Source organism: Streptomyces sp. NPDC088157 (assembly GCF_044741545.1).
Lineage (GTDB): Bacteria > Actinomycetota > Actinomycetes > Streptomycetales > Streptomycetaceae > Streptomyces.
The window spans coordinates 32,756-57,403 of sequence record NZ_JBIUSU010000017.1; the positions used below are offsets into that span (position 1 = coordinate 32,756).

The 24,648-nt window shown below is 70.5% G+C and carries 19 protein-coding genes and 2 pseudogenes; 9 read left to right on the forward strand and 12 right to left on the reverse strand.

Going from position 1 to position 24,648, the window contains the following annotated elements:
• Nucleotides 1–213: 213 nt before the first annotated feature.
• The 3 genes from ACIPFH_RS41720 to ACIPFH_RS41730 form a co-directional block, all read right to left on the reverse strand.
• The gene (locus ACIPFH_RS41720; protein ID WP_401835113.1) at nt 214–945 is read right to left on the reverse strand and encodes a GAF and ANTAR domain-containing protein; all 732 of its coding nucleotides are present in this window, start codon (nt 943–945) and stop codon (nt 214–216) included.
• A gap of 46 nt (nt 946–991) precedes the next feature.
• Nucleotides 992–1,636 (reverse strand): GAF and ANTAR domain-containing protein, encoded by a 645-nt coding sequence (locus ACIPFH_RS41725; protein WP_401835115.1) that lies wholly within the window; start codon nt 1,634–1,636, stop codon nt 992–994.
• 218 nt (nt 1,637–1,854) lie between these two features.
• Nucleotides 1,855–2,271 (reverse strand): hypothetical protein, encoded by a 417-nt coding sequence (locus tag ACIPFH_RS41730; RefSeq protein WP_401835118.1) that lies wholly within the window; start codon nt 2,269–2,271, stop codon nt 1,855–1,857.
• A 592-nt stretch (nt 2,272–2,863) separates the two neighbouring features.
• Between ACIPFH_RS41730 and ACIPFH_RS41735 the strand changes: the two genes are divergently transcribed.
• Both ACIPFH_RS41735 and ACIPFH_RS41740 read left to right on the forward strand, forming a co-directional pair.
• Nucleotides 2,864–3,049 carry a hypothetical protein gene (locus ACIPFH_RS41735; protein WP_359127454.1) on the forward strand — a complete coding sequence of 62 codons (186 nt, stop codon included), beginning with the start codon at nt 2,864–2,866 and terminating at the stop codon, nt 3,047–3,049.
• Nucleotides 3,050–3,674: 625 nt separating this feature from the next.
• Entirely contained in the window at nt 3,675–4,022 is a 348-nt protein-coding gene (locus ACIPFH_RS41740; protein ID WP_401835121.1) for an ANTAR domain-containing protein, read from the forward strand.
• A gap of 5 nt (nt 4,023–4,027) precedes the next feature.
• On the opposite strand, the gene ACIPFH_RS41745 is transcribed toward ACIPFH_RS41740, so the two are convergent.
• Nucleotides 4,028–4,162: a hypothetical protein gene (locus ACIPFH_RS41745; RefSeq protein WP_401835123.1), complete on the reverse strand. Its 135-nt coding sequence runs from the start codon at nt 4,160–4,162 to the stop codon at nt 4,028–4,030.
• A gap of 262 nt (nt 4,163–4,424) precedes the next feature.
• Between ACIPFH_RS41745 and ACIPFH_RS41750 the strand changes: the two genes are divergently transcribed.
• Nucleotides 4,425–6,269: a thiamine pyrophosphate-requiring protein gene (locus ACIPFH_RS41750; protein ID WP_401835126.1), complete on the forward strand. Its 1,845-nt coding sequence runs from the start codon at nt 4,425–4,427 to the stop codon at nt 6,267–6,269.
• A gap of 213 nt (nt 6,270–6,482) precedes the next feature.
• Nucleotides 6,483–6,935 (forward strand): annotated as a pseudogene (locus tag ACIPFH_RS41755) (glycoside hydrolase family 15 protein); the annotation flags it as partial.
• Between the two features lie 78 nt (nt 6,936–7,013).
• On the opposite strand, the gene ACIPFH_RS41760 reads toward ACIPFH_RS41755, so the two are convergent.
• The 6 genes and pseudogenes from ACIPFH_RS41760 to ACIPFH_RS41785 all read right to left on the reverse strand — a co-directional run bounded on the left by ACIPFH_RS41760 (nt 7,014) and on the right by ACIPFH_RS41785 (nt 15,233).
• A complete protein-coding gene (locus tag ACIPFH_RS41760; RefSeq protein WP_401835129.1) occupies nt 7,014–10,100 on the reverse strand; it encodes an FAD-binding and (Fe-S)-binding domain-containing protein in 3,087 nt (1,028 codons plus the stop codon).
• Nucleotides 10,101–10,172: 72 nt separating this feature from the next.
• Complete coding sequence (locus ACIPFH_RS41765) at nt 10,173–10,733, reverse strand: hemerythrin domain-containing protein (protein WP_401835131.1); 561 nt, start codon at nt 10,731–10,733, stop codon at nt 10,173–10,175.
• Nucleotides 10,734–11,062: 329 nt separating this feature from the next.
• Nucleotides 11,063–12,076 carry an SDR family oxidoreductase gene (locus tag ACIPFH_RS41770; protein WP_401835133.1) on the reverse strand — a complete coding sequence of 338 codons (1,014 nt, stop codon included), beginning with the start codon at nt 12,074–12,076 and terminating at the stop codon, nt 11,063–11,065.
• A 161-nt stretch (nt 12,077–12,237) separates the two neighbouring features.
• Complete coding sequence (locus ACIPFH_RS41775) at nt 12,238–13,242, reverse strand: zinc-binding dehydrogenase (protein ID WP_401835135.1); 1,005 nt, start codon at nt 13,240–13,242, stop codon at nt 12,238–12,240.
• A gap of 23 nt (nt 13,243–13,265) precedes the next feature.
• Nucleotides 13,266–13,550 (reverse strand): annotated as a pseudogene (locus ACIPFH_RS41780) (alcohol dehydrogenase catalytic domain-containing protein); the annotation flags it as partial.
• Nucleotides 13,551–14,117: 567 nt separating this feature from the next.
• Nucleotides 14,118–15,233 carry an acetate/propionate family kinase gene (locus ACIPFH_RS41785; RefSeq protein ID WP_401835138.1) on the reverse strand — a complete coding sequence of 372 codons (1,116 nt, stop codon included), beginning with the start codon at nt 15,231–15,233 and terminating at the stop codon, nt 14,118–14,120.
• Nucleotides 15,234–15,809: 576 nt separating this feature from the next.
• Between ACIPFH_RS41785 and ctaD the strand changes: the two genes are divergently transcribed.
• Both ctaD and ACIPFH_RS41795 read left to right on the forward strand, forming a co-directional pair.
• On the forward strand, nt 15,810–17,483 hold the full coding sequence (ctaD, locus tag ACIPFH_RS41790; RefSeq protein WP_401835141.1) for a cytochrome c oxidase subunit I: 1,674 nt from the start codon (nt 15,810–15,812) through the stop codon (nt 17,481–17,483).
• A complete protein-coding gene (locus tag ACIPFH_RS41795) occupies nt 17,480–17,869 on the forward strand; it encodes a cytochrome c oxidase subunit 4 (protein ID WP_401835142.1) in 390 nt (129 codons plus the stop codon). The genes ctaD and ACIPFH_RS41795 overlap by 4 nt, the downstream gene beginning before the upstream one ends.
• Here the strand turns inward: ACIPFH_RS41795 and ACIPFH_RS41800 are convergent.
• A complete protein-coding gene (locus tag ACIPFH_RS41800; protein ID WP_401835144.1) occupies nt 17,799–19,220 on the reverse strand; it encodes a cytochrome bc complex cytochrome b subunit in 1,422 nt (473 codons plus the stop codon). The two genes, ACIPFH_RS41795 and ACIPFH_RS41800, sit on opposite strands and share 71 nt — an antisense overlap.
• Nucleotides 19,221–19,690: 470 nt before the next feature.
• Entirely contained in the window at nt 19,691–20,533 is an 843-nt protein-coding gene (locus ACIPFH_RS41805) for an EamA family transporter (RefSeq protein WP_401835147.1), read from the reverse strand.
• A gap of 566 nt (nt 20,534–21,099) precedes the next feature.
• Between ACIPFH_RS41805 and ACIPFH_RS41810 the strand changes: the two genes are divergently transcribed.
• Genes ACIPFH_RS41810 through rfaE2 form a run of 3 tightly spaced genes read left to right on the forward strand, consistent with a single transcriptional unit; the run spans nt 21,100 to nt 24,282 of the window.
• Complete coding sequence (locus ACIPFH_RS41810) at nt 21,100–22,317, forward strand: glycosyltransferase (protein ID WP_401835149.1); 1,218 nt, start codon at nt 21,100–21,102, stop codon at nt 22,315–22,317.
• The gene (locus tag ACIPFH_RS41815) at nt 22,317–22,901 is read left to right on the forward strand and encodes an SIS domain-containing protein (RefSeq protein WP_401835151.1); all 585 of its coding nucleotides are present in this window, start codon (nt 22,317–22,319) and stop codon (nt 22,899–22,901) included. Before ACIPFH_RS41810 ends, ACIPFH_RS41815 begins: the two co-directional genes overlap by 1 nt.
• Before the next feature lies 1 nt (nt 22,902).
• A complete protein-coding gene (gene rfaE2 / locus ACIPFH_RS41820; RefSeq protein WP_401835152.1) occupies nt 22,903–24,282 on the forward strand; it encodes a D-glycero-beta-D-manno-heptose 1-phosphate adenylyltransferase in 1,380 nt (459 codons plus the stop codon).
• Nucleotides 24,283–24,648: the final 366 nt, after the last annotated feature.

Consider the following 24,648-nt stretch of genomic DNA (forward strand, 5'->3'; position numbering starts at 1 on the left):
CCGCAGAGGGCGGACTTCTCCACCTCACGGGGACCGGTGAAGGCCGTCGGCGCCGTACCAGGAAGCTACTGATCTTCCGCCCCGTTGGTGGCCTTCTGCGTCACAGCCGCTCCGGATGCCGGCGGAATCCGCCGTCTCTGGACGACCGGCACCGCTGGCACGGGTCAAGGCGACGCGCTCCCGGGCGGGCCTGACCCGGCGGGCAGGCCCGCCTCAGGAAGCGTTCTGCAAGACGGTTAGCGGGGTGATGGCGCGCCGTACGAGCTGTTCGGCGATCTCGGTGGGGCGTTCGCCGAGGACGGCCGCGTAACGAATCAGGTGCGTGACCGCTTGGACCGGGGTGATGTCGGCGGTGGCGGCGAGCATGCCTGACGCGATGTCCAGGACGGCCTTTTTGGAGAGGGCGGCCTGGGTGCGGGTGACGATGTCGAGGGGGCGCAGCGGGCCGGCGGTCCAGGTGATCACCGCGGTGGTGGCGACGTCCGCCAGGGCTTGCAGGAGCCGGCTGTCGGAGTCGGTGAGGGAAGTGGGTGCGTGTGCGAGCAGATTGAGGGCTCCGACCTGCTGGTCGCGGACGCGCAGGGGCAGCGCGTGGGCGCCATGGAATCCGGCGGCCGTGGCCAAGGGGATGAAGGCCGGCCAACGTTGCGTGTAGTCGGCGAGATCGTCGGCGTGGACCGGTGCGCACGTGGTGTAGGCGTCGATGCACGGTCCCTGTGCGATCTGGCCCTGGAACATCTCGGTGACCGCTACCAGGTCCGAGGTCGCGCAGAAGGGGCGGAGCTGGCCGTGCGCGTTGGCGAGCATCACGCCGGCCGCGTCGACGCTGGTGAGCCGGACGCTGTGGTCCACCAGGCGGCGGAGCAGGACCAAGGGGTCGACGTCGTCGGCGGTGAGGTCCGTGAGGCTCACGAACGCCTCGTTGAGTTGCTGTTCGCGGTTCATGCCGGTGTCAACCTTTCCCAGCTCCGGTCCTGCCGTCCGGCGGGGCCTAATCATGGAACCTGATCCTCCCGGCGATGACGTCGCGAGCAGTCTCGGTCACGGTCTGTCCGTGTCCGAAGGCGTGGGCCCTCAGGCGGGCCAGCGCATCCTCTGGACTACTCCCGAGATGCACCATGATCATTCCAGTTGCGTGGTGGACCTCCTCGTGGTCGGTCTCCATGGTGTCCAGCCATTCCCCAGGCCAGCCGTGGTGCGCGCCCACCTGGGCATGGAGCGCGAGCAGCGCTGTGGTGATCGCTTCCGCTGCGGGGAACGCGAAGGACAGATCCCGCTGCGACAGGGGGCCAGGGGTGTCTCGGTAGAGGTCGAGGGTTCCGATGGCGAGTCCGTTTGCGCCCAGGGGCAGGCAGAACACGGCCTTCACCCCGAGCGCGACGGCCTGTTGGGCGAAGACCGGCCACCGCAGGGCATCCCGACCTTCGGTGAGGTCCGAGGCCAGCGCCGGTGCCGCCTGCTCGAACGCCGTGCGGCACGGGCCGTCAGCCAGCGTGTACTGGGCCTCTGCCAGCTGACCGGCCCGTTCGTCGGAGGACCACCACAGCGCCTGGGCGTCGCCCGCCCCGGCGAGGGAGACGGAAGCGCCGGTGATGTCCAGCGCGTCGATGCAGGCTCGGCCCAGCACAGCGGGCACTTCCCGGCCCTCCACACCCGTCACCGCACCCGAGAGCGCCTCCGAAGGGGTCCGGGTCTCGGCCGCACTGGGCCAGGACTGTCCGTCATCAGGAGGAACAGGATCCACCGCGCTTCACCTCCCGAGACAGCTCATCTCCCCATCCTCTCACCACGGTGTCCTGCCCATGCCCGCAAACGGCACCCGGCTGCTCGCGGGCCTTCACAGAGCACCGGCAGTCACAGGCCCGCGCAGGGATGGGCGTCATGGCGGGCATGTCGTATGCCCAGAGCCCACTGCAGGATCTCTCGCTCTTCCATGCCGCGCCGGAACGCCCGCAGACCCGCCTCCGGCCCGTGGTCCGCTTCCGCCGCCACGGCACAGAGCGAGAAGGCGCCCGGCCGGGCCAGAGAATCCAGAACGGCAAGGAACACAGCATGTGCACGGGCCCAGTCCCGCACCGCCACCAGCGCGTCGGCTGCCAGCCCGTCGGCATGGTCGAGATCGAGAACGAGAACGAGAGTCCGCTCCGGAAGCGCTGCGAGCGCATCGGCAAGCTGAGGAGAATGACGACGCACCGCATTGGGTCTCGAAACACAGAGAGTCACCACGGCAAGCGTGCCGTGGAGCTGGAGGTGAACGGCGTACGGCTTCATCGGGCCTCCCCACGCTGGGGCGACAGCCCTGGATGCCCTGGCCGTCGGCCAGGAAGTCCGGAAACACGGCCGGGAGGCCGTGCACGAGTCCGGCGTTCAAAGCCGCGCAGGCACGAGCCGCATGCCCCGGCCCGCCCAACGAAGGGCGACGGGTCAACGAAGCCTCAGAGCGACGGAACCAGGCTGGTCCATCACCTCCACCCTCCCACAACACGTCACCAATGGACTGCGGCGAGCTGAACGAGTGCAACTCACCGCAGGGCGCCGAGCGGCGATCGCAGCAGCAAGGGGAACCGTGCCTGATCAGCCCCGGACGAGCACCCAGCGGATGATCGCGGCATGGGCGGACGGCGGCCCACGCAGCTCAGCTTGTGGGCGCCGGATTTCGGGCGGCCCGGGGGTTGTCGATCCCGTTTGGCGAACGCGCCATCGCCCTGCATCACCCCGCCTTACGGGGCGCGTCGGCGCGCCGGGCGGATACAGGGGTGCTCTTTCGTGATTCGCCGACCCGTGTGAAGCTGCTGGATCGAACGGACGATGAACGGCCCGTACGACGCGCTGACGGACTGGTACTGCCAGGGAGGATGACTCTATGACTACCGCGACGCACCACTACGCTCTGGTCTGGACCGACCGCGACGGCGTCCCGCAGGCATCCGCCGGCAGGTACGACAAACCCGCCGCAAAGCGCCGCCGGAAGGCGCTGAAGGAGACCGGCTGCACTCGCGTCGAGATCGTGCCCGTCCGGCCCGGCGAACTTCCCGAGCCAGCGGTCTGACGCCCCTCCGACCAGTGCGTCCGATGGTGGCTCTTGCGGGATGGCGACCGCCAGGGGCCGGAGAAATCTGACTTCGCCTCGGATACCGCGGGTCCCGGGGAGGTCAGCCGTCCCCGCGATCCTGTTCAACGCGATCGTCGTCAAGCCGACGACCCGAGGGGTGGGGAAGAGCAGTGTCTGCCTCCCCAGGCCGGCGGCCCTTCCCACGACGTCCCGGCCGCGGCCGCCGTGACGGTATCGGCCATCGCGTCCTGACGTGGGCGTGCTGCGGGACGGCGGACGTCATCAGTGGACGGCTCATTTCGTCTTTCGTGCGCGAAGGGTGAATGCCACACCTTCTTATGCGGGCTGATGCCGTGTACGTATTCCCACAGCGGCAATCGGCACCTGCCTTCAACGGCATCAGCGCCCGCCTTGCGATGGCCACCGGGCGGGAGACAGGTATGGGTGCCCACGCGAGGGCGACTCGACCGGGTAAGGGACGGGCAGTCAGCCTCTCGGGCTCTTCGCCGGCCTGACGGCGAAGAATCCCGGTTCTATGTGATCTCCACATCGCACCTGGGTTTCTTACAACGGTGGTTGGGGGCAGGCGTACGTGATACCCGCTCCTTTATGGAGACTGGTGATGACGACTTCCCGCGACCAGCGGTGCCTGCCCGACGGCATGTGGGGGGCCACGCTGGAACAGCTGCAACAGGAGATCGCTCAGCTGCGGCAGGCGGTCGGCTCCCACGCGGTCGTCGACCAGGCCATCGGTATCCTCATCGCGGTCCACGGGATTGCGCCGGGCGCCGGGTTCGAGGTGCTGCGCGAGGTCTCCCAGCACACCAACATCAAGCTGCACACGGTGGCAAAAGCGGTGGTCGGGTGGGCGCTGGGACAAGAGCCGCTGCCGGAGCCGGTGGGCGAGGAGCTGGACGCGGCCGTGCAGCGGTACTCGCGCCAGGAGGATGCCCCGGGCCGGCCCGGGTAGGGCGGTCAGGGTTCGAGTGCCTGCTCGAGGGCGGGGCGGCGGGTGATCAGGGCGTCGATGCCGACCAGTTGGAGAACGTGCGGGACGGGTTTTCTGCGCGGCGGCGATGCGCACGCGGTCGACCACGTGGTGTCACCCATGACCACACCAATGGCCGCTGGCCGGCTGCCCCGCGCGGAGCGCGGGTACCCCTCACACCGATGGCGTCCATGGCGGGGTCGGCCCCGGTGGGGGCGGACAGCGTGCTTGCCATGAGCCGAGAGAGCAACGTCTCGAGTGTGGCGTTTCCCGCAGACCTGCGCGGTTACCCAGGAAATGTCCCGCCTACCGCCCTCTGTGACCGGCCCGGGCAGGGGCACCGAGGACAGTCGCACAGTACGCAGGACCGGAAAGGGAGCGTTCATGGCCAGCACGAAGGTGTCCGACTACATCCTCCAGCGGCTGCGTGAGTGGGGCGTGGATCATGTCTTCGCCTATGCGGGCGACGGCATCAACGGGCTGCTGGCGGCGTGGGGGCGGGCGGGGAACAGGCCGAAGTTCGTGCAGGCGCGGCACGAGGAGATGTCCGCCTTCCAGGCGGTGGGCTACGCCAAGTTCTCCGGGAAGGTGGGGGTGTGCGCGGCGACGTCGGGGCCAGGGGCGATCCATCTGCTGAACGGGCTGTACGACGCCAAGCTCGACCACGTCCCGGTCGTGGCGCTGCTCGGGCAGACCAATCGCAGCGCCATGGGCGGTTCGTACCAGCAGGAGGTGGATCTGCAGAGTCTGTACAAGGACGTCGCCTCGGAGTTCTGCGAGACGGCGACGGTGCCCGAGCAGCTGCCGAACCTCATCGACCGGGCGATGCGCACCGCGTACGCCAGGCGCACGGTCACCGCGGTCATCCTGCCCGCGGACGTGCAGGAGCTGGAGTACAGTGCGCCGGCTCACGCGTTCAAGATGGTGCCCTCCAGTCTTGGCCTGAGCCGGTACGCGCCGGTGCCGGCGGGCGAGGACGTGGAGCGGGCCGCCGAGGTGCTGAACGCCGGCGAGAAGGTCGCGGTGCTGATCGGTCAGGGCGCCCGGGGGGCGCGGGCCGAGGTCGAGCAGGTGGCGGACCTGCTGGGCGCCGGAGTGGCCAAGGCGCTGCTGGGCAAGGACGTGCTGCCCGACGACCTGCCCTATGTCACCGGTTCCATCGGCCTGCTGGGCACCCGCCCCTCCTACGAGCTGATGCGGGGGTGCGACACCCTGCTCATGATCGGCTCCAGCTTCCCGTACACGCAGTTCATGCCGGAGCTGGACCAGGCACGGGCGGTGCAGATCGACATCGACCCGCACATGGTCGGCCTGCGCTACCCGTTCGAGGTGAATCTGGTCGGCGACGCCCGCGAGACACTGCTGCGGCTGCTGCCGCTCCTGCGCCGCAAGGACGACCGTGCCTGGCGGGAGAAGGTCGAGAACAACGTCTCGCGCTGGTGGGAGGTCATGCAGCGGCGGGCCGCGGTGGACGCCGACCCGGTCAATCCCGAGTACGTCGTGCACGCCCTGGACGCCAGGCTGCCCGACGACGTCATCGTGAGCGCCGACTCCGGTTCGGCGGCCAACTGGTACGCCCGTCATCTGCGGCTGCGCGGACGGATGCGGGGCTCGCTGTCGGGCACGCTGGCGACCATGGGCCCCGGTGTGCCGTACGCCATCGGCGCGAAGTTCGCCCATCCGGACCGGCCGGCGATCGCCCTGGTCGGTGACGGGGCGATGCAGATGAACGGGATGATGGAGATGGTCACCGCGGCGAAGTACCACCATGAGTGGTCCGACCCGCGGCTGGTGGTGGCCGTGCTGAACAACCGGGATCTCAACCAGGTCACCTGGGAGATGCGGGCCATGTCCGGCGCCCCGCAGTTCGAGGAGTCGCAACACATCCCGGACCTGCCCTACGCCGAGATCGCCCAGCGTATCGGCCTGGACGGGGTACGGGTGGAAAAGCCCGAGCACGTCGAGGCCGCCTGGGACCGGGCACTCACCGCCGACCGTCCCTTCGTCATCGACTTCCGCACCGACCCGGCCGTCCCGCCGATCCCTCCGCACGCCTCCCTGGACCAGATCGAGGCCGCGGCCTCCGCGATCCTGCACGGCGACAGCGACCGGGCTTCCATGGTGAAGCAGGGACTCAAGGCCAAGGTCCAGGAGATGCTGCCCGGCACCAGGCACCGCGACGACCGCCGGGGCGCCGGACCCCACGACGGCACCGAAGAGAACAAGTGACCCACCCGGCACCACGGGCTCAGGTGTTCCCCGACGGACCCGCCGTGGAACACCTGTCCGCCTTCGTCTACCGCGTCCCCACGGATCTGCCGAGCGGTGACGCGACGCTCACCTGGGACTCCACGACCCTCGTCCTGGTCGAGGCCGCCGCCGCGGGAGTGACCGGCATCGGCTGGACCTACGGGTCGGCCGCCACCGCCACGGTCGTCGAGGCTGCACCCCGACGGCCACTGGCAGCGCGCCGCAGACGACCCAGGTCCCGAAGCGGCCCTTCTGCTGCCGCTGGCCCGCGGAGCCGTGCCGCGCGACGACCGAAGCTTCGCGCTCACCCGCTCCCAGGTGGTGCGCAGGCTGGCAGAGGACGGTTACGTCTACCGGTTCCGGCACGGGGATGAGCCGCTGGGGGACGCGGAGGGCGCGTTCTTGCTGTGCGGCTTCACGATGGCGCTGGCCGCTCATGCGCAAGGCTTGGAGACCGAGGCGGTGCGGTGGTTCGAACGCACCCGTTCGGCATGCGGGCCCGCGGGGCTGTTCGCCGAGGAGTACGACGTCGCGCAGCGCCAACTGCGCGGCAACCTTCCGCAGGGCTTCGTCCACGCCCTGCTGCTGGAGTGCTCGGCACGCTTCGGCGACGCCTGCGGCTCGGTCACTTCCGCAGGGCGGTGAAACCGTCCGACGGCCAGGCCCGGGCGCGGGTGCGCTCGCTCAGCCGGTCCCTCCGTCAGCGGCTCGCCGCGACCCGGTTCAACGACGGGCCACATCGCTTCCGCTGCGCACGAGACGGGAGCGCCGGGCCCCGACCAGCACGGCCAGCGTCGCAGCGGCCGCGCCGACCGCTCCCAGGGGCAGCAGGGCGCGCAGCCCCGGCGACGAGGGGCGTTCCGGCGTGGCATCCCGGCCACGGAGGGCCGCCGCCAGTACGTCCGCCAGGTGCAAGGGGGTGCGTCCGGTGTCGGCCTGGTCGACCTGTGTGCGGCAGCTGAAGCCGTCCGCGAGAACCAGTGTCGCGTCGTCCGCCTCCCGCACGGCGGGCAAAAGCCCGGCCTCGGCGCAGGCCATCGAAACTTCGTAGTGGCCCTTCTCGAAGCCGAAGTTTCCGGCCAGTCCGCAGCAGCCGGCGTCCAGTACGTCGGCGTCGACCCCGGCACGTTCGAGGATCTTCCGGTCGGCGTCGAAGCCCATGATCGCGTACTGGTGGCAGTGCCGCTGGACCACCGCGCGGGCGTCGACACGCGGCGGCTGCCAGTCATCGGCGCGTTCGACGAGGAGTTCCGCCAGGGTGCGGGTCTGCTCGCGCAGGCGCGCCACGTCCGGGTCCTTGGGCAGCAGTTCGGCCGCGTCCGCGCGGAAGACGGCCGTACAGCTCGGTTCGAGGCCGACCACGGGTGTGCCCCGGCGCAGGTCTTCGCGCAGGACGTCGATCGTGTGGCCGAGGACCCGCTGGGCGATGCCCAGTTGCCCGGTGGAGATCCAGGTCAGTCCGCAGCACACCGCCGCCTTCGGCACTTTGACCGTGAAGCCCGCCGCTTCCAGGACCTCCACGGCGGCCTTGCCGATCGCGGGGTGGACGTGGTCGGTGAAGGTGTCGGGCCACACGACGACCTCTCCACGGCGCCCTTCGCCGCGCGGACCGCCCCGCTCGCGCCACCAGTCGGTGAACCGCTGCTCGGCGAAGACGGGCAGGTCCCGCTCGGCCGCGACACCACCGAGCGTCTTGGCCACGCTCGCCAGCCACGGCACGGAAGCCAGCGCGTTGACGGTGCGGGGCGCGAGTGCCATCACCCGGGCCACCGCCGGCAGCCAGCCCATCGAATAGTGCGCGAGAGGCCGCAACCGGCCCGCGTAGTGGTGGTGCAGGAACTCGGCCTTGTAGGTGGCCATGTCGACGTTGACCGGGCAGTCCGTCCGGCACCCCTTGCAGGCCAGGCACAGGTCGAGCGCGTCGTGCACCTCCTTCGACCGCCAGCCGTCCGTGACCGGCGTGTCGCCGCCGCCCCGGACCATCTCGAACAGCAGTCGCGCCCGCCCCCGGGTGGAGTGCTCCTCCTCGCGGGTGGCGCGGTAGCTGGGGCACATCACCCCGCCCTCCGAGGAGCGGCACTTGCCCACCCCGACGCACCGTGCGGCGGCGCGGCTGAACTTGCCGTCGTCGTGGGGGAAGGAGAAGACGGTGTCCGGCTCCCACGGGAGGTAGTCCGGGCCCAGGCGCAGGTTCTCGTCCAGGCGGTAGGGCAGGACGATCTTGCCGGGGTTCATGCGGTTGCCGGGGTCGAAGAGCCCCTTCAGGCGTTCGAACGCCTCGATCAGTTCGGGTCCGAACATCTTCACCAGCAGCTCGCCCCGCGACTGGCCGTCGCCGTGCTCGCCGGACAGCGATCCGCCGTAGGAGACGACCAGGTCGGCGGCCCGTTCGACGAACGCCCGCATCCGGGCGACGCCCTCCTCCGACTCGAGGCCGAAGGGGATGCGGGTGTGGACGCAGCCGTGACCGAAATGCCCGTACACCGACGGGTGTCCGTAGTCGAACTCCTCGTAGAGCCGCTTCAGATCGCGCAGGTAGTCGCCGAGGCGGTCCACCGGAACCGCCGAGTCCTCCCAGCCCTCCCAGGTGTCGGGCTTTCCCGGGACGTGTGCGGTGGCGCCCAGGCCGGACTCGCGCACCAGCCACAGTTCGTGCACGTGCTTCTCGTCGTCGTACCAGGTGTGGTCGACGTCGTCGGGCTTGGCGTCGATGAGCTCCTGAGCCCTGGCGTCCGCTTCCTCGCGTGTGTCACCGGTGAGCTCCACCATCAGGTAGGCCCGGCCTTCGGGCAGCTCACGCAAGGCCTCGGGATTGAGGTGCTTCTCCTCCTGGAAGTGGATCAGCTGGTGGTCCACGCCTTCCAGGGCGGCCGGCTTGTGCTCCAGGACGGCCGGCACATGGTCGGCGGCCTGGCAGATGTCCGGGTAGCCCAGCACGACCAGGGCGGAGTGCTTCGGTACGGGCACGAGTTCCAGTTCCGCGTGCAGGACGGTGACCAGGGTGGATTCCGAACCGGTCAGCAGACCAGCGACGTCGAAGCCGTGTTCGGGCAGCAGCGAGTCGAGGTTGTAGCCGGAGACCCGCCGCGGGATGTCGGGGTAACGCTCCCGCACGAGGTCCGCGTATGTATCGCGCAGAGCGACCAGGCCCCGGTACAGCTCCGCCTCCCGCCCCTCGGACGCGGTGAGCCGTTCCAGCTCGGTGTCATCGGTCCGCCCCACCCACATCCGGACGCCGTCGTAGGTGAGGACCTCCAGACGGTGCAGGTTGTCGACGACCTTGCCGTACGCCTGGGCCGTCGACCCGCACGAGTTGTTGCCGATCATCCCGCCGATGGTGCAGTTGGGGTGGGTGGCCGGCTTGGGACCGTACTGGAGGCCGTACTCGGCCAGCTGCCGGTTCAGGTCGTCCAGGACGATGCCCGGCTCGACCGTGCAGCGCCGGTTCTCCGGGTCCACGGACAGCAGTCGGTCGCAGTACTTCGTCCAGTCCAGGACCACCGCCGTGTTGCAGCACTCACCGGCCAGACTGGTGCCTCCGCCCCGGGACAGCACCGGCGCCCCGTACTCCCGGCACACCGTCAGTGCCTCCGCGGCCGCCTCCACCGTCCGCGGGACGACGACCCCGATCGGCACCTGTCGGTAGTTCGAGCCGTCCGTCGAATACGCCGCACGCGTCCCCCTGTCGAAACGGACCTCGCCGTCCACCCGGGCGCGCAGGTCCCGTTCGAGTGCGTCCACGTCGATGTCGGCGTCGTCGCGGGCCGGCGGGCGGCGGACGACCGGCAGGGGGAGATCCACCGGGTCCATGAACAACCTTCCGCTATGGAGCCACTGATGCGTCGCGTCGGCGTCCGCGCCCGACTCGGGCGCCTTGCCCCGTCAGTCCTTGCCGCGTCCCGTCAAGGCGTCCCTGACGCGGTCCACGAGGCCCGCGCCGGGCGCCAGCAGCTTGTTGGCGGGCGGGGTGTCCGGGGCCGACGGATGCGGCCGGGTCGGAGCGGTCTTCTTCGCTTGGCGGACCTTGTCGCCCAGCTTCATCAGCTCGTCCTCGGAGGCCGTCGCCCGCAGCTGGGGGAAGAGATTGTCCTCCTCGTCGCGGACATGCGAGCGGATCTCTGTCATCAACTCGCCGATGAGCCGGTCGAATTCCGGTTCGTCGGCGTCGACGCCCTCGAGTTCCTTCATGGTCCGCTCGGCCTCGGCGTGGTCCTCGATCTCCCTGTCGGCGATCGTGTCGCCGTCGGGCAGGAACGCGCGGACGGCCGGGTAGAGGTACGCCTCCTCGGCGACCGAGTGCCTCACCAGCTCGATCACGGCCTGATCGGCGTATGTCCTGCGCTGCTTGTCCCCGGCGGGCAGCGCCTCGATCCGCCCGAACAGCTCCTCGACCTCGCGGTGATCGGTGGTCAGTTCCGCGATGACATCTCCGCCATGGCCCATGGGGCGTTCCTCTCTCCTGCGACGACCGGAATGCTCCGACCGTGTATCCCTGGCCACGCGCACGCAAACCGGGCAGAGCGTTCAGCGCACGTGCGGAGCCGTACGGCCTCCTTGGACGCACAGGCAGCAGCCGCGTCCCGGACGGTGAGCGCCACTGCCCGCCCACTGCTGTCGGAAGCGCAACCGGCACGGCGTTGCCGGCTGTTCCGCCGACACCACGGCGCCCCGCCCAGGCGGCAGCAGGGGAGGGCCGAGGCGCGCTCGCCGCGCCCAAGTGCCCTACCCGGCGATCGGCCGGCGCGCTCGGCGCCCCGAAGGGCGGCCGGAAATCAGTGCCTGGAGGATCGGCGCAGTACGGCGTAGCCCGCACCGACGACTCCCGCGGCGGCGACGGCCCGGCCGACGTGGTGACGGCCGGCCCACAATTGCGGGCTGGAGGCGTGCGCCCGGTCGTCGAAGACGCCGTGCGTGCCGTGATCCTCCTTCTCGTCCGCCGGCTCGAAGAGATTGCCGTTCCCCGTGGTCGGTGGAAAGGCGCCGGTCTGCTGTGCGTCGAATCCGGTGCGTGCGAGGTAGCGGTCCAGCAGTCCCGGTACGACGGCGTTCGCCAGCAGCGTCGCCACGGTCGAGGCGCCGACCCAGTACTCGCGCCGCTGAGGGTGGTCGGCGGCGCGCAGCACGGCGCGAGCGGCGATCTCCGGCTGGTAGATCGGGGGCACGGGCTGGGCGTGCCGGGGCAGATGCGTGCGGAGCCAGGTGAACTGCGGGGTGTTGACGGCGGGCATCTGGACCATCGTGATCCGGACCCCGGACTCGTCGTGCAGGAGTTCGCAGCGCACCGACTCGGTGAAGCCCTGGATCGCGTGTTTGGCGCCGCAGTAGGCGCTCTGCAGTGGGATGCCCCGGTAGGCGAGAGCGGATCCGACCTGCACGATGGCGCCCCGGTCGCGGGGCAGCATGCGCGTGAGGGCGGCCCGGGTGCCGTGCACATAGCCCAGGTAGGTCGACCTGGTCGCCTGGAGGAACTCCTCCGGTGTCACGTCCATGAACTTGCCGAAGGCGGCGGTGAAGGCGTTGTTCACCCAGATGTCGACGGGGCCCAGCTCCTCCTCGACGCGGCGGGCCGCCTCCTCGACCTGGTCCGGTTCCGCCATGTCGGTGACGAGGGGCAACGCCTGCCCACCCGCGTCCCGTACCTCGGTCGCCGCCGCTTCGAGCCCCGCCCTGCCGCGGGCGAGCAGTGCCACCCGGGCTCCGCGGGCGGCGAACATCCGGGCTGTCGCCCGTCCGATTCCGGCGCTGGCCCCGGTCACCACGACCGTCTGTCGTTCTGTCCCGTTCATACGTCCTCCTGGCTCACGATGAGTGCCTTTCAGGTATCGCCATCGCCGTACCGGAAAACGAGATCTCAGGTACCCGGTGGGAGCACTCCGGTGCCGATCAGGGAGAGCCGCAGGCGGCGGACGGGGCGCCGCCGCTGTTCTGCTTTCGCGGTCACCGCCGGTCACCGGCCTTCCTTGTCCGTTGCCACCGGTCCCTGTGTGCCCGCGGTGGTGGCTGCGCCGGTACCGGCCACCTCGCCGAGGCCCGGGGCGACCGATCCGTCGTCCGCCATACCGAGCGCCACCTTCGTCCAGCCCGTCTCCCGCCGGTCGAAGGTGCGATAGGCGTCGACGGCGTCCGTCGTGCCCTCCCAGCGGGTGATCAGCGGGCTCGGGTCGAGCCGGCCCGACCCGACCATCGACACCAGGCCGGGCAGGTAGCGGCGGTGGTTGCAGTTGCCCAGCTTGAGGGTGAGGTTCTTCATGAACGCCTCACCGAACGGGTAGTGCTCCACCTGTGGCGGATAGACGCCGACGGTGCCGACCGTGCCGGCCTTCGCCGCCATCTGCACAGCCCACCGGGCCGCCAGCGTCGGAGCGTCGCCCGGCACCCACGTCCGCCCGTCCGGGTTCTGCTCCGGGGCCGCCTCTTGGCGTTCGTGGTCGAACTGCTCGGCCCGTTCCCGAAGCGCATCGGCGGCCGGACCATGGGCGGGTTGCTGCGCGTCCACGCCCACGGCTTCGATGACTCGGTCGACACCGATGCCGCCGGTCAGCTCCAGCACGGCCTCGATCGGATCCTCTGCGTTGAAGTCGACCGTTTCGGCATGCTGGTCGCGCGCCAGTGTCAGCCGGTCGGCCACCCCGTCGACGACGATCACACGGCCGGCGCCCTGCAGCCGGGCGCACGCTACGGCAGCCTGCCCGACCGGCCCGGCACCGAGAATCGCCACAGTGTCGCCGTCACCGACCTCGGCCAGCCTCGCCCCGAACCACGCGGTGGGATAGATGTCCGAGAGCAGAACCGCCTGGGCGTCGTCGACGGTGTCGGGCAGCGGTACCAGGCCGACGTGGGCGTAAGGGATACGGGCGTACTCGGCCTGTAGTCCGTCCAGTCCTCCAGCGGCCTCGGGGCCGCCGAGAACACCGTGCCTGCGCGCGGTCCGCCCGGGTTGGCGTTGTCGCACTGCGCGTAGTAGCCCGCTCGGCAGTAGCTGCACGTCCCGCACGCCACGGTGGACGGCACCACCACACGGTCACCGGGTCGGAGGTTGCGCACGCCGGGCCCCACCTCCTCCACGACGCCGACGGCCTCGTGACCGAGGATCCGCCCTTCCTGCATGCCGGGCATGGTGCCGCGGACGAAGTGCAGATCGGTGCCGCAGATGGCAGAGGTCGTGATGCGCACGATCGCGTCGTAGGGATCCTTGATGATCGGCTCGGGCACATCGTCCAGGCGTATGTCGCCCACCGCGTGCCATACGACAGCCTTCATGGCGTTCTCCGTTCGATCTTGACGGACTCGGAGGTCGTCCAGCAGAACCGGATCTGGCGATGCCGACGTCCAAGGACCGGATTGCGTTCCGGACGGGCATCGCCGGCGCCCGCTCCGTCACCGCGGCTGTCACCGCCCGGTATCCGGGGTTTCCTTCCCCGAGGCGCCCAAACAGTGCGGGCAACCCCGTGAAGCCCGTGCCCATAGCCGTGGCCACCGATCACTCACGCTCGGACGACGCCTCCCAAACAGCCTGCTGCGCACCCTGCGCAGCTCCGGGACCTGCCCGAGCGGCCCGAGATCCTCGTCGACGACGCCTCCACCGACGCCTCCACCGACGGCACCGCCGACGCCTCCACCGACGGCACCGCCGACGCGGTCGCCCGCCGGCGCCCCGGAGCGGGGTTGCTGTGCCTCGGCCGCAACTTCGGCGCCGTCGGCCGAAGCCTCGCTTCCGGCCGGCAGGCCCCATTCGCTGTCGGCACCGGCATGCTGCCGGTCGGATCTTGGCCCCAGGCGGCAGACATGGGCCGGAAGAGGCGGAACGGAAGGCGCGGGACGTGCGTCTCACCGGCTGCGCAGGAGGACTCGTGTTTCGTAGTCGACTTGCTGGGCTTCTCCGGTGGGTACGACGACGACGGGCACCGCGGCGCCCGGACCGCTGACGACCGCCGGGCGACCGGTGTCGGGGATGCGCAGGCCGCCGGTCAGCCCGAGGGCGGTGAGCCGGCCGCACACCTCCTCGCGTACCTCCGGCTGGTCCTCGCCGATCTCTCCGGTGAAGACGACGGCGTCGAGGCGGTCCAGGGACGCGGCCATCGCTGCGATGCCGCGGCGGCAGTGATGGGCGAAGACGGCCAGGGCGAGGGCCGCGCGTTCGTCTCCCGCGGCCCGGCTGCGCACGAGGTCGCGGGTGTCGTCCGAGGTACCGGAGAGGGCGAGCAGGCCGCCCCGGTGGTTGAGCGCGTCGTCGATGTCCTCGGGGGAGAGGTGGTGCCGGGTCTGCAGCCACGTCAGGGCGCCGGGATCCACGCTGCCGCTGCGGTGACTCATCACCAGCCCCTCCAGAGGGGTGAAGCCCATCGTCGTGTCCACACTGCGTCCGTCGCGCACCGCGCAGGCCGAGCAGCCGCCGCCGAGGTGGGCGATCACTACGTGGAGCTGTTCGGGGCGTCGGCCGAAAAGCTCCGCCGTCCGGTCGAGCGCCCAGGCGTAGGACAGCCCATGGAACCCGTAGCGGCGCAGTCCGTACTCTTCCCGCCAGACGGTGGGCACCGCGTACTCGCTTGCGGCGGCGGGCAGGTGGGCGTGGAAGACGGTGTCGAAACAGGCGGCGTGGGGGATGTCGGGCAGCAGTTTCCGGGCGGCGTCCAGGACGGTGAGGGCCGGCGGGACGTGCAGCGGCGCCAGGTCGGCGACCTGGCGCAGTTGTTCACGGACGCCGTGGTTCACCAGAGCGTGGCCGGGCAGTGCGGAGCCGCCGTGGACCACGCGATGGCCCACGGCCACGGGTGACGGCGCCTTGCGCAGCAGCTGCCGCAGAATGTCGGGCACGTCGTCATCGGGCGCCGAGTCGCTGTCGTGCCGGGCGAGGACGTGGTGGTCGTCGTCGAAGACGGTCAGGTGCAGACTCGACGATCCCGCGTCGGCCACCAGGACCGGGCCGAGACTCTCTTCGGGCACGGTGTTCCCCTCACAGAAGCCGGACTGCCGCCGACCGTCAAGGCCGGGCGTGGGCGCCGTGGAGCCGGGGTACCCGGCCTGGCCTCGGAGAAACAGAGGCTGCCGGATGGTTCCGGAGCACCAGGACAGGTCAACGTCGTAGATCTGTGCGCTCTCGTACCACCGAGCGTCATCCGCACGGCCTCGACGAGGGGGACTTCACCGACCTGTCGGCCAGGACACTCCCGTCGTGCTGGACTTCCACGGCTACCCCTCAGCCACCCCGCGCCAGAGACGAGATCGACCGGGAACTGCGGCGCACCGGCGTCGACCCGTCCTCGATCACCGAACGGAGCCGGCCGGTGTTCACTGCTTGCCGAGGCGTCTCCAGCGTGCGCCTTACCCGGGCGGGTCTTCCTGACGGCGGACCGCGGGCGCGGCGCAGCCGGCTTTCCCGGCGTCTCGCCGATAGCGTCCCGCATACGGCTGTCCGGCGAGTTTCCCAGCGCGCTGCAAGGACACTCGCATGCCGCCTCCCCGCTCTGTGGCATGGCTCTGGGAGGCCTCCGGTCCGGAGAGACCCCGTCGAGGAGGACGATGACCGAGCTCTCTGAACGTGCCGACCAAGCCGGGTCTCAGACCGCTTCCCAGAACTCGCTGGGCCATATCCTGCTGCGCTGGGTCACGACGACGGATCACAAGGAGATCGGCCGTCTCTACATGGTCACAGCTTTCTCCTTCTTCCTGTGCGGTGGTCTGCTGGCGCTGGCGATGCGGGCCGAACTCGCCCGACCGGGGTTGCAGTTCGTGAACGAGCACACCTACAACCAGCTCTTCACGATTCACGGCACGATCATGATGCTGCTCTTCGCGACCCCGATGTTCGCGGGATTCGCGAACGCGGTGATGCCCCTGCAGATCGGCGCCCCGGACGTCGCCTTCCCCCGCCTGAACGCTCTGTCGTACTGGATGTATCTCTTCGGCGGACTGATGGTCGTGTCGGGCTTCGTGGTGCCCGGCGGCGCGGCGGCGTTCGGCTGGTTCGCCTATGCGCCGTTGAACAGCGCGTATCACTCTCCCGGCGTGGGCGGCGATCTGTGGGTGATGGGTCTGGTGGTGACGGGTGTGTCGACGACGCTGGGCGCAGTCAACTTCATCACGACCATTCTGTGTCTGCGTGCTCCCGGGATGACGATGTTCCGGATGCCGATCTTCACGTGGAACATCCTCTTCACATCGATCCTGGTACTGCCGGCGTTCCCGGTGCTGACGGCCGCGCTGCTCGCCCTGGAGGCGGACCGCAAGTTCGGCGCGCACATCTTCGACCCGGCGAACGGGGGCGCTCTGCTGTGGCAGCACCTGTTCTGGTTCTTCGGCCATCCGGAGGTCTACATCGTCGCGCTGCCGTTCTTCGGGATCATTTCGGAGATCCTGCCGGTGTTCTCGCGCAAGCCGCTGTTCGGGTATCTGCCGCTGATCGGGGCGACGATCGCGATCACCATGCTGTCGTCGGTGGTGTGGGCGCACCACATGTTCGCCACCGGTGCGGTGCTGCTGCCGTTCTTCTCCCTGATGTCGTTTCTGATCGCGGTGCCCACCGGGATCAAGTTCTTCGCGTGGATCGGCACAATGGTCAAGGGGTCGATCTCGTTCGAGACGCCCATGCTGTGGGCGCTGGGCTTCCTGGTGTCGTTCCTGCTCGGCGGCCTGAGCGGGGTGCTCATCGCCTCGCCGCCGCTCGACTTCCACCTCACCGACTCGTACTTCATCGTGGCGCACCTGCACTATGTGCTGTTCGGCACCGTGGTTTTCGCGATGTTCGCCGGGTTCTACTTCTGGTGGCCCAAGTTCACGGGGAAGATGCTCGACGAGCGGCTCGGCAAGGTGCACTTCTGGCTGCTGTTCCCGGCCTTCCACCTGACGTTCCTGGTGCAGCACTGGCTCGGCGAGGAAGGCATGCCGCGTCGGTACGCCGACTACCTTCCGGCGGACGGCTTCACGCTCCTCAATACCTTGTCGTCCGTGGGCGCGTTCCTGCTCGGCGTCTCCACACTGCCGTTCCTCTACAACGTCTGGCACACGGCCCGGTACGGGAAACGGGTGACCGAGGACGATCCCTGGGGTTACGGACGCGGGCTGGAGTGGGCGACGTCCTGTCCGCCGCCGCGCCACAACTTCGTCGCGCTGCCCCGCGTGCGGTCGGAGTCGCCCGCGTTCGACCTGCACCATCCCGACATCCTCCAGCGGGCGAAAGAGGAGGGGGTGCGATGAAGGTCGAGGCGTTCCTCTTTGGTGGCGTGGCCGCGTTCTTCGCGGGTGCGGCCGCGCTCTACGGCTGGTGGTCGGGCGATCCCGCCGGGACGGCTGCCCTGGTGGTCGCTTTCCTGATGGGAGCCGTGGTGAGCTTCTTCTGCGCCGTGCAGTACCGGCGCAATGGGCGGCGTCCGCAGGACCGCACGGATGCGGAAGTGGCCGACGCCGCCGGGCCTTTGGGTTTCTTCCCGCCGAAGAGCCCCTGGCCGTTCGTCACCGCGCTCGGCTTCGCGATCTCGTCCATGGGGGTGGTCTACGGGCTGTGGCTCTTCCTCATCGGTTTCGGCGTGCTGGCTCGGGGTGTTGTGGGGATGGTGTTCCAGTACGCCCGTCGGCAGGGCTGATCGGGGTCCTGGGGGCCCCGGGCCTGAATGTGTCGACGGGCCGGTGTCCGCTCTCGTATCCGCCTTCCAGGGTCTGTCGCACCTCACCGGTCTCCTCCCCCTCCTCGAAACGAACGCGTTCGGCGTCCAGCAGGGCCTGGCAGAACCGGCGCGTAAGGAGGAAGGCGAGGATCGGTGCCGCCACGAGGGCGATACGCAGCACCCATGTCAGAGCGTCGAGCGAGATCCGGAAGGTCTGCGCCACCACATCGTTGCCGCCGGCCAGCAACAGGATGCCGTAGAAGGTGATACCCGCGACACCGAGGCCGGTACGGACGGGGCGTTCCCGCGGCCGGTCGCACAGGTGCTGCTCCTGGTGCCATTCCCCGGTCAACCGCTGCTCGGCGAAGGGGTACAGGTACAGCACGAAGAACAGCAGCGCGGGCAGGACCACCGCGGGGATCAGCACGTTCCACATGAGGGTGTGCCCGGCGAGGGTCGTCTCCCACGGGGGCACGAGACGCAGCGCGCCCTCCAGGAAACCGACGTACCAGTCGGGCTGGGAACCGGTCGACGCCTGATCCGGCCGGTAGGGCCCGTACACCCACACCGGGTTGATCTGGGCGAGACCACCGAGCAGCGCCAGGACGCCGAAGACCATGAAGAACAGGCCACCGGAGGAGGCCATGAAGTGCGGAAACAGCGGCTTGCCGACGGCATTGCGGTGCGACCGTCCGGGACCTCGCCACTGGGTGTGCTTCAGGTGGAACACGAGGATCAGATGCACCGTGACCAGGGCGATCAACGCTCCGGGCAACAGCAGGACATGCATGCTGTACAGCCGCGGGACGATGTCCTCGCCGGGGAACTCGGCTCCGAAGACGAACATGCTCACGTACGTGCCCACGACCGGGATCGACAGCATGATGCCCTGCGCGATGCGCAGCCCTGTGCCGGACAGCAGGTCGTCGGGAAGCGAGTAGCCCGCGAAGCCCTCGGCGAGAGCGAGCACGAACAGCGTGACGCCGATGACCCAGTTCACCTCCCGGGGCCTGCGGAAGGCGCCGGTGAAGAAGATTCGCAGCAGATGCAGGCCGATCGCGGCGACGAAGACGAGCGCCGCCCAGTGGTGCGCCTGCCGGACCAGGAGTCCGCCGCGCACGTCGAAGCTGATCTGCAAGGTGGAGTCGAAGGCCGCCGACATGCGTACGCCACGCAGTGGCACGTAACGCCCCTGGTACACCACCTCCCTCATCTCCGGGTGGAAGAAGAGCGTCAGCCAGACCCCCGTGAGCACCAGGACGATCAGGCTGTAGAGCGCGATCTCGCCCAGGAGGAACGACCAGTGATCGGGGAACGCCTTACGCAACATCCGCCCGCCGCCGTCGAGTGCGGGCAGCCGCCTGTCCGCGGCATCCGCGAGGCGCTCCCCGGGCCGACGGACCCGGGTGTTCGCAGGCGTCGCCTGCGAGGCCGATGCGGGCCTCCTTCGGGCCGCGCTCACCCGTCGTCCACCCGGCCGGGCCCGCAACGCGTCCGCTCCACAAACCCCTCCTCCGCCGCCACCTGCCTCACACGGCCCGTCCCGCAAAGCCGCCGACTTCTCTGTCCCCGGGCAGAACGGTCGGCGAGTACCCAGGAGCGGCGAAACACTCCCCAGAGGGCGCACGCCACCCGATTGGAGGGGGCCGACGGGCCGCAGGGAAGGCCGCTCACGCTCCACGCGTGAGGACATCAGCTCGGCGGCCGGGACTTCTGGTGGCCACTGCCCGAGTACCTGGCCCGAGGCCAGGGAAGCCCGCTGCGACGTGCACACCCTGTTCCCCTGGACGAACCGACTGCTCACCCCAGGCTGAGCAAGATGACGGCGGCGGCCGCGCTCATCAGGCCGATCGTCTGTGCCCGGGTGACCTTTTCGTGCAGCACCGTGATTCCGAGGACCGTCGGGACTGCCGGGTACAGGGAAGCCAGGACAACAGCGATGGCCAGCATCTGCTGTTGGGTGGCCCAGAGATAGAGGATGAGGCCGAGGGCTGCTCCCGCTCCGATGAGTACTGCCAAGCCCGATAACCGGGCGGGCCGGCGGAATTCGGCTGTGTGCCGCCAGGTGCTCGGCAGTAGAAGGAGGACCGCGGCGAGGCGACCGGCGGCCACCGGCCAGATACCACTCGCCGGATCCGCCTGGGCGAGTCCGATGTACTGCACGGCCACCCCCAGACTCGCGATCAGGCCGTCCACCGGCACCTGGCCGGCGTGTTTCCGGCCCACGTGGCCCGTGCCGCCGGAGGCGACCAGCCACAGTGCGGGCACCGTGACGCCGATGCCCAGCCAGGCCAGTGGAGTGGGCCTGTCGCCCAGAAGACCCACGCCGCACAGCACGGACAGGGCCACCCCGGTGACAGCGCTCACGGGTATGACGACGCTCATGGCGCCACGGCTCAGCCCGCGATTGAGGAAATGCATAGCCATGGCGCTGCCGGCACCGGACAGCGCTCCCCACATCACATCCGCGGGCCGGACTGTTTCCGCAGGTATGAGGAGAGCAGCCGTGAGCGCGAGCAGCAGGCCGCCAGCCTGTCCGAGGAACGTGACCACGGCAAAGTGGACCCGGCGGGACAGCAGTCCGCCGGCGAAGTCGACGATGCCGTAACAGGCCGCGGAAGCCAGCGCGAGGAAGACACCCATCCGCTCCGGATGCCCGGCACCGTGGGTTCGATCCGCGTAGCCAGGTTCGCGCCGTGGACCACTCCGGCACGGCGGAAGGGTTACCGCTCCCGGTGGCCGAGGTCAGGCGGGGGAGAGGGCCCGGGCTTCCGCTGTCGGCCCGCACCGACGCGGCCGTCGTCCGCATCTTCAACACCTATGGCCGCGGCGGCGACGGCCGCGCCTGCCGTGCCGTGCCCACGCTCACGCCCGGGCCCTGTCGGCCTGCCCCTGCTCCCATCTGCGAACGAGCCGGGCGGCCCGGGCATTCTTCGGTGTCGGCAGTCAGCCTTCGCGCACTCTCTGCGTGTGATGACCCTAAGTGCTCGATAGTTAGCGAAAGGTGTAAAATGATGCCATTTCCTGCCTAGCTGTCTCCAAGTATTTGATACTGCAGCATCCACGGCACTCGCGAAGCCCTTGGGCGAGCCCCACCATCACCGGGACGGGGCGACCCTCCATGCGCATCCGTGGCATCAACGCCGTGTCCGCGACCCGGCCGCCGCTCCCGGCGTCGACCGGGAGCGGCTGCTGAAGGAGGTGGCCCGATGAGGATCGCCATGGTCTCCGAACACGCCAGCCCGCTCGCGGCGCTCGGCGGAGTCGACGCCGGTGGTCAGAACGTGTACGTGGCCCGGCTCAGTGAGGAGCTGGCACGCCGGGGCCACGACGTCACCGTCTACACCCGGCGCGACACCACCGGACTGCCCGACCGCGTGGCCCTTCCCGGCGGCGCCATGGTGGAGCACGTGCCGGCCGGACCACCGAAACCGATTCCCAAGGACGAGCTGTTCCCTCACATGCCGGCCTTCGGCGCGTACCTGGCGCGGGTCTGGGAGAGTGGGCCGCCGGACGCCGTGCACGCCCACTTCTGGATGTCCGGACTGGCCGCCCGTACCGGCGCCCGGCCCCACGGCCTCCCCGTCGTGCAGACCTTCCACGCCCTCGGCACCGTCAAGCGGCGCCACCAGGGCCACGAGGACACCAGTCCTGGCGAACGCCTGGGCGTGGAGCGGCAGCTCGGCCGCGGCTGCGCCCGGGTTCTGGCCACCTGCACCGACGAGGTGCTCGAACTGGCCGACATGGGCATCCCGCCCCGACGCGTGTCCGTGGTGCCGTGCGGAGTGGACGTGAACCACTTCCGGCCCGGAGTGCCGGCCGCGGACACCCCGGCACGCCAGGAGCCGCACCGGCTGCTGGCCTGCGGGCGACTCGTCCGCCGCAAGGGCTACGACCAGGCCATCCGCGCCCTCACCCGGATACCCGACACAGAACTCGTGGTGGCCGGCGGGCCCCCGCCCGAACTGCTGGGCGCCGAACCGGAGGCCCGGCGACTGCTGGACCTGGCCGACCGGCTCGGCGTCGCCGACCGGGTGCGGCTCCTCGGCGCCACGGACCCGGCACGGATGCCCGCGCTGATCGGCAGCGCTGACGCCGTGCTGTGCACACCCACGTACGAGCCGTTCGGCATCGTGCCGCTGGAGGCGATGGCCTGCGGCGTGCCCGTCGTCGCCACGGACGTCGGCGGCCACCGGGACAGCGTCGCGGACGGGGTGACCGGCCGCCTGGTGGCGGTGGGCGACCCAGAGGCCACCGCCGAGACGGTCGGCGCCCTGCTGGCCGACGACCGGCTGCGGCGCCGCATGGGCGTGGCCGGCCGCGAACGCGCGCTGGCCCGCTACACCTGGCAGCGCGTCGCCGACGGCGTCGAAGAGGTGTACCAACGCGTCACGGCATGTGACGAGACCCCGTCGGAGGTGGCGTGATGAGCACAGAGGCATCCCCGGTCGCCGGGCACTGCGACGAACTCCTCCACGCCCTCGAAGCGTTCAGGGCCTCCGCCCACATCACCGAACGGTGGGGCGAGCATCTCGCCGCCGTGCTCGGCGGCGGCGGCCGGATGCTCGCGGCGGGCAACGGCGGCAGCGCGGCCCAGGCCCAGCACCTGACCGCCGAACTCGTCGGCCGCTACCGCGACGACCGGCCCGCCTTCTCGGCGATCGCCCTGCACGCCGACACCTCCAGCACGACGGCCATCGCCAACGACTACGGCCTCGACGCGGTCTTCGCCCGCCAGGTGCGCGCCCACGGCCGCCCCGGCGACGTGCTGATGCTGCTGTCCACCAGTGGCGTCGGCGCCAACCTGCTGTCGGCCGCCGACGCGGGCCGCGCGGCCGGGCTGCACGTGTGGGCGCTGACCGGACCGGCTCCGAATCCGCTGCTGACGGGCAGCGACGAGGCCCTGTGCGTGAATGCCGGCTCAGCCGCGACCGTCCAGGAACTCCACCTGGTCGCGGTGCACATGGTGTGCGCGGCATTCGACGCCGTCCTGGAACGGAAAGGGAGCTGACATGCCCGGCAGAACCCCCCTCGTGGTGGTCGGCGACGCGCTGCTGGACCGCGACCTGACCGGCACCGCCGAGCGCCTCGCCCCCGACGCGCCCGTGCCCGTCGTCGCCGACTGCGCGCAGCGGACGCGGCCGGGCGGCGCCGCGCTCACCGCGTACCTCGCCGCGCGCGACGGCCGCGAGGTCACCCTGATCACCGGTCTCGGCGACGACCCGGCCAGCGAGGAACTGCGTCAACTCCTCGCGCCCGAGATGAAGCTGATCGAGCTTCCGCTGACCGGAGCGCTGCCGGAGAAGACCCGCGTCCTGGCGCAGGACAGCCCGGTGGTCCGCCTCGACCGGGGCGCGGGCCGCGTCCACGAAGCCACGGACGAGGCGCGCGAGATGCTCCGCTCGGCCTGCGCCGTGCTGGTCTCCGACTACGGGCGGGGCGCGGCGGACTCCCTACGGGACGTCCTCGCCGAACGGCCACCGCTGGTCTGGGACCCGCATCCGCGCGGCGGACCGCCGGCGCCGGGCACCCGGCTGGCCACCCCGGCCCGGTCGGAGGCACGCGCCTTCGCCGACCTGGAGCGCAACGGGAACTCCCTGAGGGACACCGCCCGGGCCGCCGCCGCACTCGTCCGGCACTGGCGGGTCGCCGCCGTCGCGGTCACCCTCGGGCCGAGCGGCGCCCTGCTCTCGTACGGGGATCATCCGCTGCTCGTCCCCGCCCGCACCGCCCACCACGGGGACGCCTGCGGCGCCGGAGACCGGTTCGCCGCCACCGCGGCCGGGCTGCTGGCCGACGGGGCCTTGGTCGGCGAGGCCGTCGAGGGCGCCGTGACCGCGGCGACCGAGTTCGTCGGCGCCGGCGGGGCGGGCGCCGTCACGCAGGCCGCCCCCACCGCGCCGGCCGTCACCGACGCCGTCGACGCCCGCGACCTCGTCGCACGCGTGCGCGCCACCGGCGGCACCGTCGTCGCCGCGGGCGGCTGCTTCGACGTGCTGCACGCCGGCCACATCGGGCTGCTCCAGGCCGCCCGCCGACTCGGCGACTGCCTGGTCGTCTGCGTAAATTCCGACTCCTCGGTGCGACGTCGGAAGGGCCCGCAGCGGCCCGTGAACCCGCTGGCCGACCGCGTCCGGGTGCTGGGCGCCCTCGCCTGCGTCGACGCCGTCGCCGTGTTCGACGAGGACACCCCCGAACGGCTGCTGGCCGGCCTGCGCCCCGACATCTGGGTGAAGGGCGGCGACTACTCCGGCGCAGACCTGCCCGAAGCCGCACTGCTCCAGGAGTGGGGCGGACAGGCGGTTCTCCTGCCGTACCTCGACGGCCGCTCCTCGACCGCGATCGTGGCCCGGGCCGGGAAAAGAACGCAGGCGGGGAAGGGGGCCCGATGAGCACGCGGTCCCGTCCGCTGGTCCTGCGCGCCCTGGGGCCCCGGCGACCTCCTCGGGCTCGGTGGCGAATGACCTGGTCTGGCCGCGCGGCTCGAGCGGCACACGTTTGGCGCCTGTCACGTCTGGCAACTCGCGCCGTGAGTGGAATGAACAGCTGCCGAAACCGACAGGGAAAAGAGGCTGAAGCGCGATGGCGAATCCACAGCAGCCCGAGATGCGGCGCAGCGACAAAGGCGCGAGCACACCTCAGGACAGTCGGGAACTGAAAGCGTCGCAGGAATCCCAGCACGGGGCACCGGCTCACGGCACGGACCGTGGTGACAAGGGTGGCGGTGAGGGCGGCGGCACGCCTCCCGCGCAGCGCCC

Bases quoted from the DNA above. Each gene is read 5' to 3' on its own strand.
- ACIPFH_RS41750 (WP_401835126.1), top strand. From the start codon at position 4,425: ATGGCCAGCACGAAGGTGTCCGACTACATCCTCCAGCGGCTGCGTGAG.
- ACIPFH_RS41770 (WP_401835133.1), bottom strand. From the start codon at position 12,076: ATGAACGGGACAGAACGACAGACGGTCGTGGTGACCGGGGCCAGCGCC.
- ACIPFH_RS41810 (WP_401835149.1), top strand. From the start codon at position 21,100: ATGAGGATCGCCATGGTCTCCGAACACGCCAGCCCGCTCGCGGCGCTC.
- ACIPFH_RS41765 (WP_401835131.1), bottom strand. From the start codon at position 10,733: ATGGGCCATGGCGGAGATGTCATCGCGGAACTGACCACCGATCACCGC.
- ACIPFH_RS41745 (WP_401835123.1), bottom strand. From the start codon at position 4,162: ATGGGTGACACCACGTGGTCGACCGCGTGCGCATCGCCGCCGCGCAGA.
- ctaD (WP_401835141.1), top strand. From the start codon at position 15,810: ATGACCGAGCTCTCTGAACGTGCCGACCAAGCCGGGTCTCAGACCGCT.
- ACIPFH_RS41760 (WP_401835129.1), bottom strand. From the start codon at position 10,100: ATGGACCCGGTGGATCTCCCCCTGCCGGTCGTCCGCCGCCCGCCGGCC.
- rfaE2 (WP_401835152.1), top strand. From the start codon at position 22,903: ATGCCCGGCAGAACCCCCCTCGTGGTGGTCGGCGACGCGCTGCTGGAC.
- ACIPFH_RS41815 (WP_401835151.1), top strand. From the start codon at position 22,317: ATGAGCACAGAGGCATCCCCGGTCGCCGGGCACTGCGACGAACTCCTC.
- ACIPFH_RS41805 (WP_401835147.1), bottom strand. From the start codon at position 20,533: ATGGGTGTCTTCCTCGCGCTGGCTTCCGCGGCCTGTTACGGCATCGTC.
- ACIPFH_RS41730 (WP_401835118.1), bottom strand. From the start codon at position 2,271: ATGAAGCCGTACGCCGTTCACCTCCAGCTCCACGGCACGCTTGCCGTG.
- ACIPFH_RS41795 (WP_401835142.1), top strand. From the start codon at position 17,480: ATGAAGGTCGAGGCGTTCCTCTTTGGTGGCGTGGCCGCGTTCTTCGCG.
- ACIPFH_RS41735 (WP_359127454.1), top strand. From the start codon at position 2,864: ATGACTACCGCGACGCACCACTACGCTCTGGTCTGGACCGACCGCGAC.
- ACIPFH_RS41800 (WP_401835144.1), bottom strand. From the start codon at position 19,220: ATGTTGCGTAAGGCGTTCCCCGATCACTGGTCGTTCCTCCTGGGCGAG.
- ACIPFH_RS41740 (WP_401835121.1), top strand. From the start codon at position 3,675: ATGACGACTTCCCGCGACCAGCGGTGCCTGCCCGACGGCATGTGGGGG.
- ACIPFH_RS41720 (WP_401835113.1), bottom strand. From the start codon at position 945: ATGAACCGCGAACAGCAACTCAACGAGGCGTTCGTGAGCCTCACGGAC.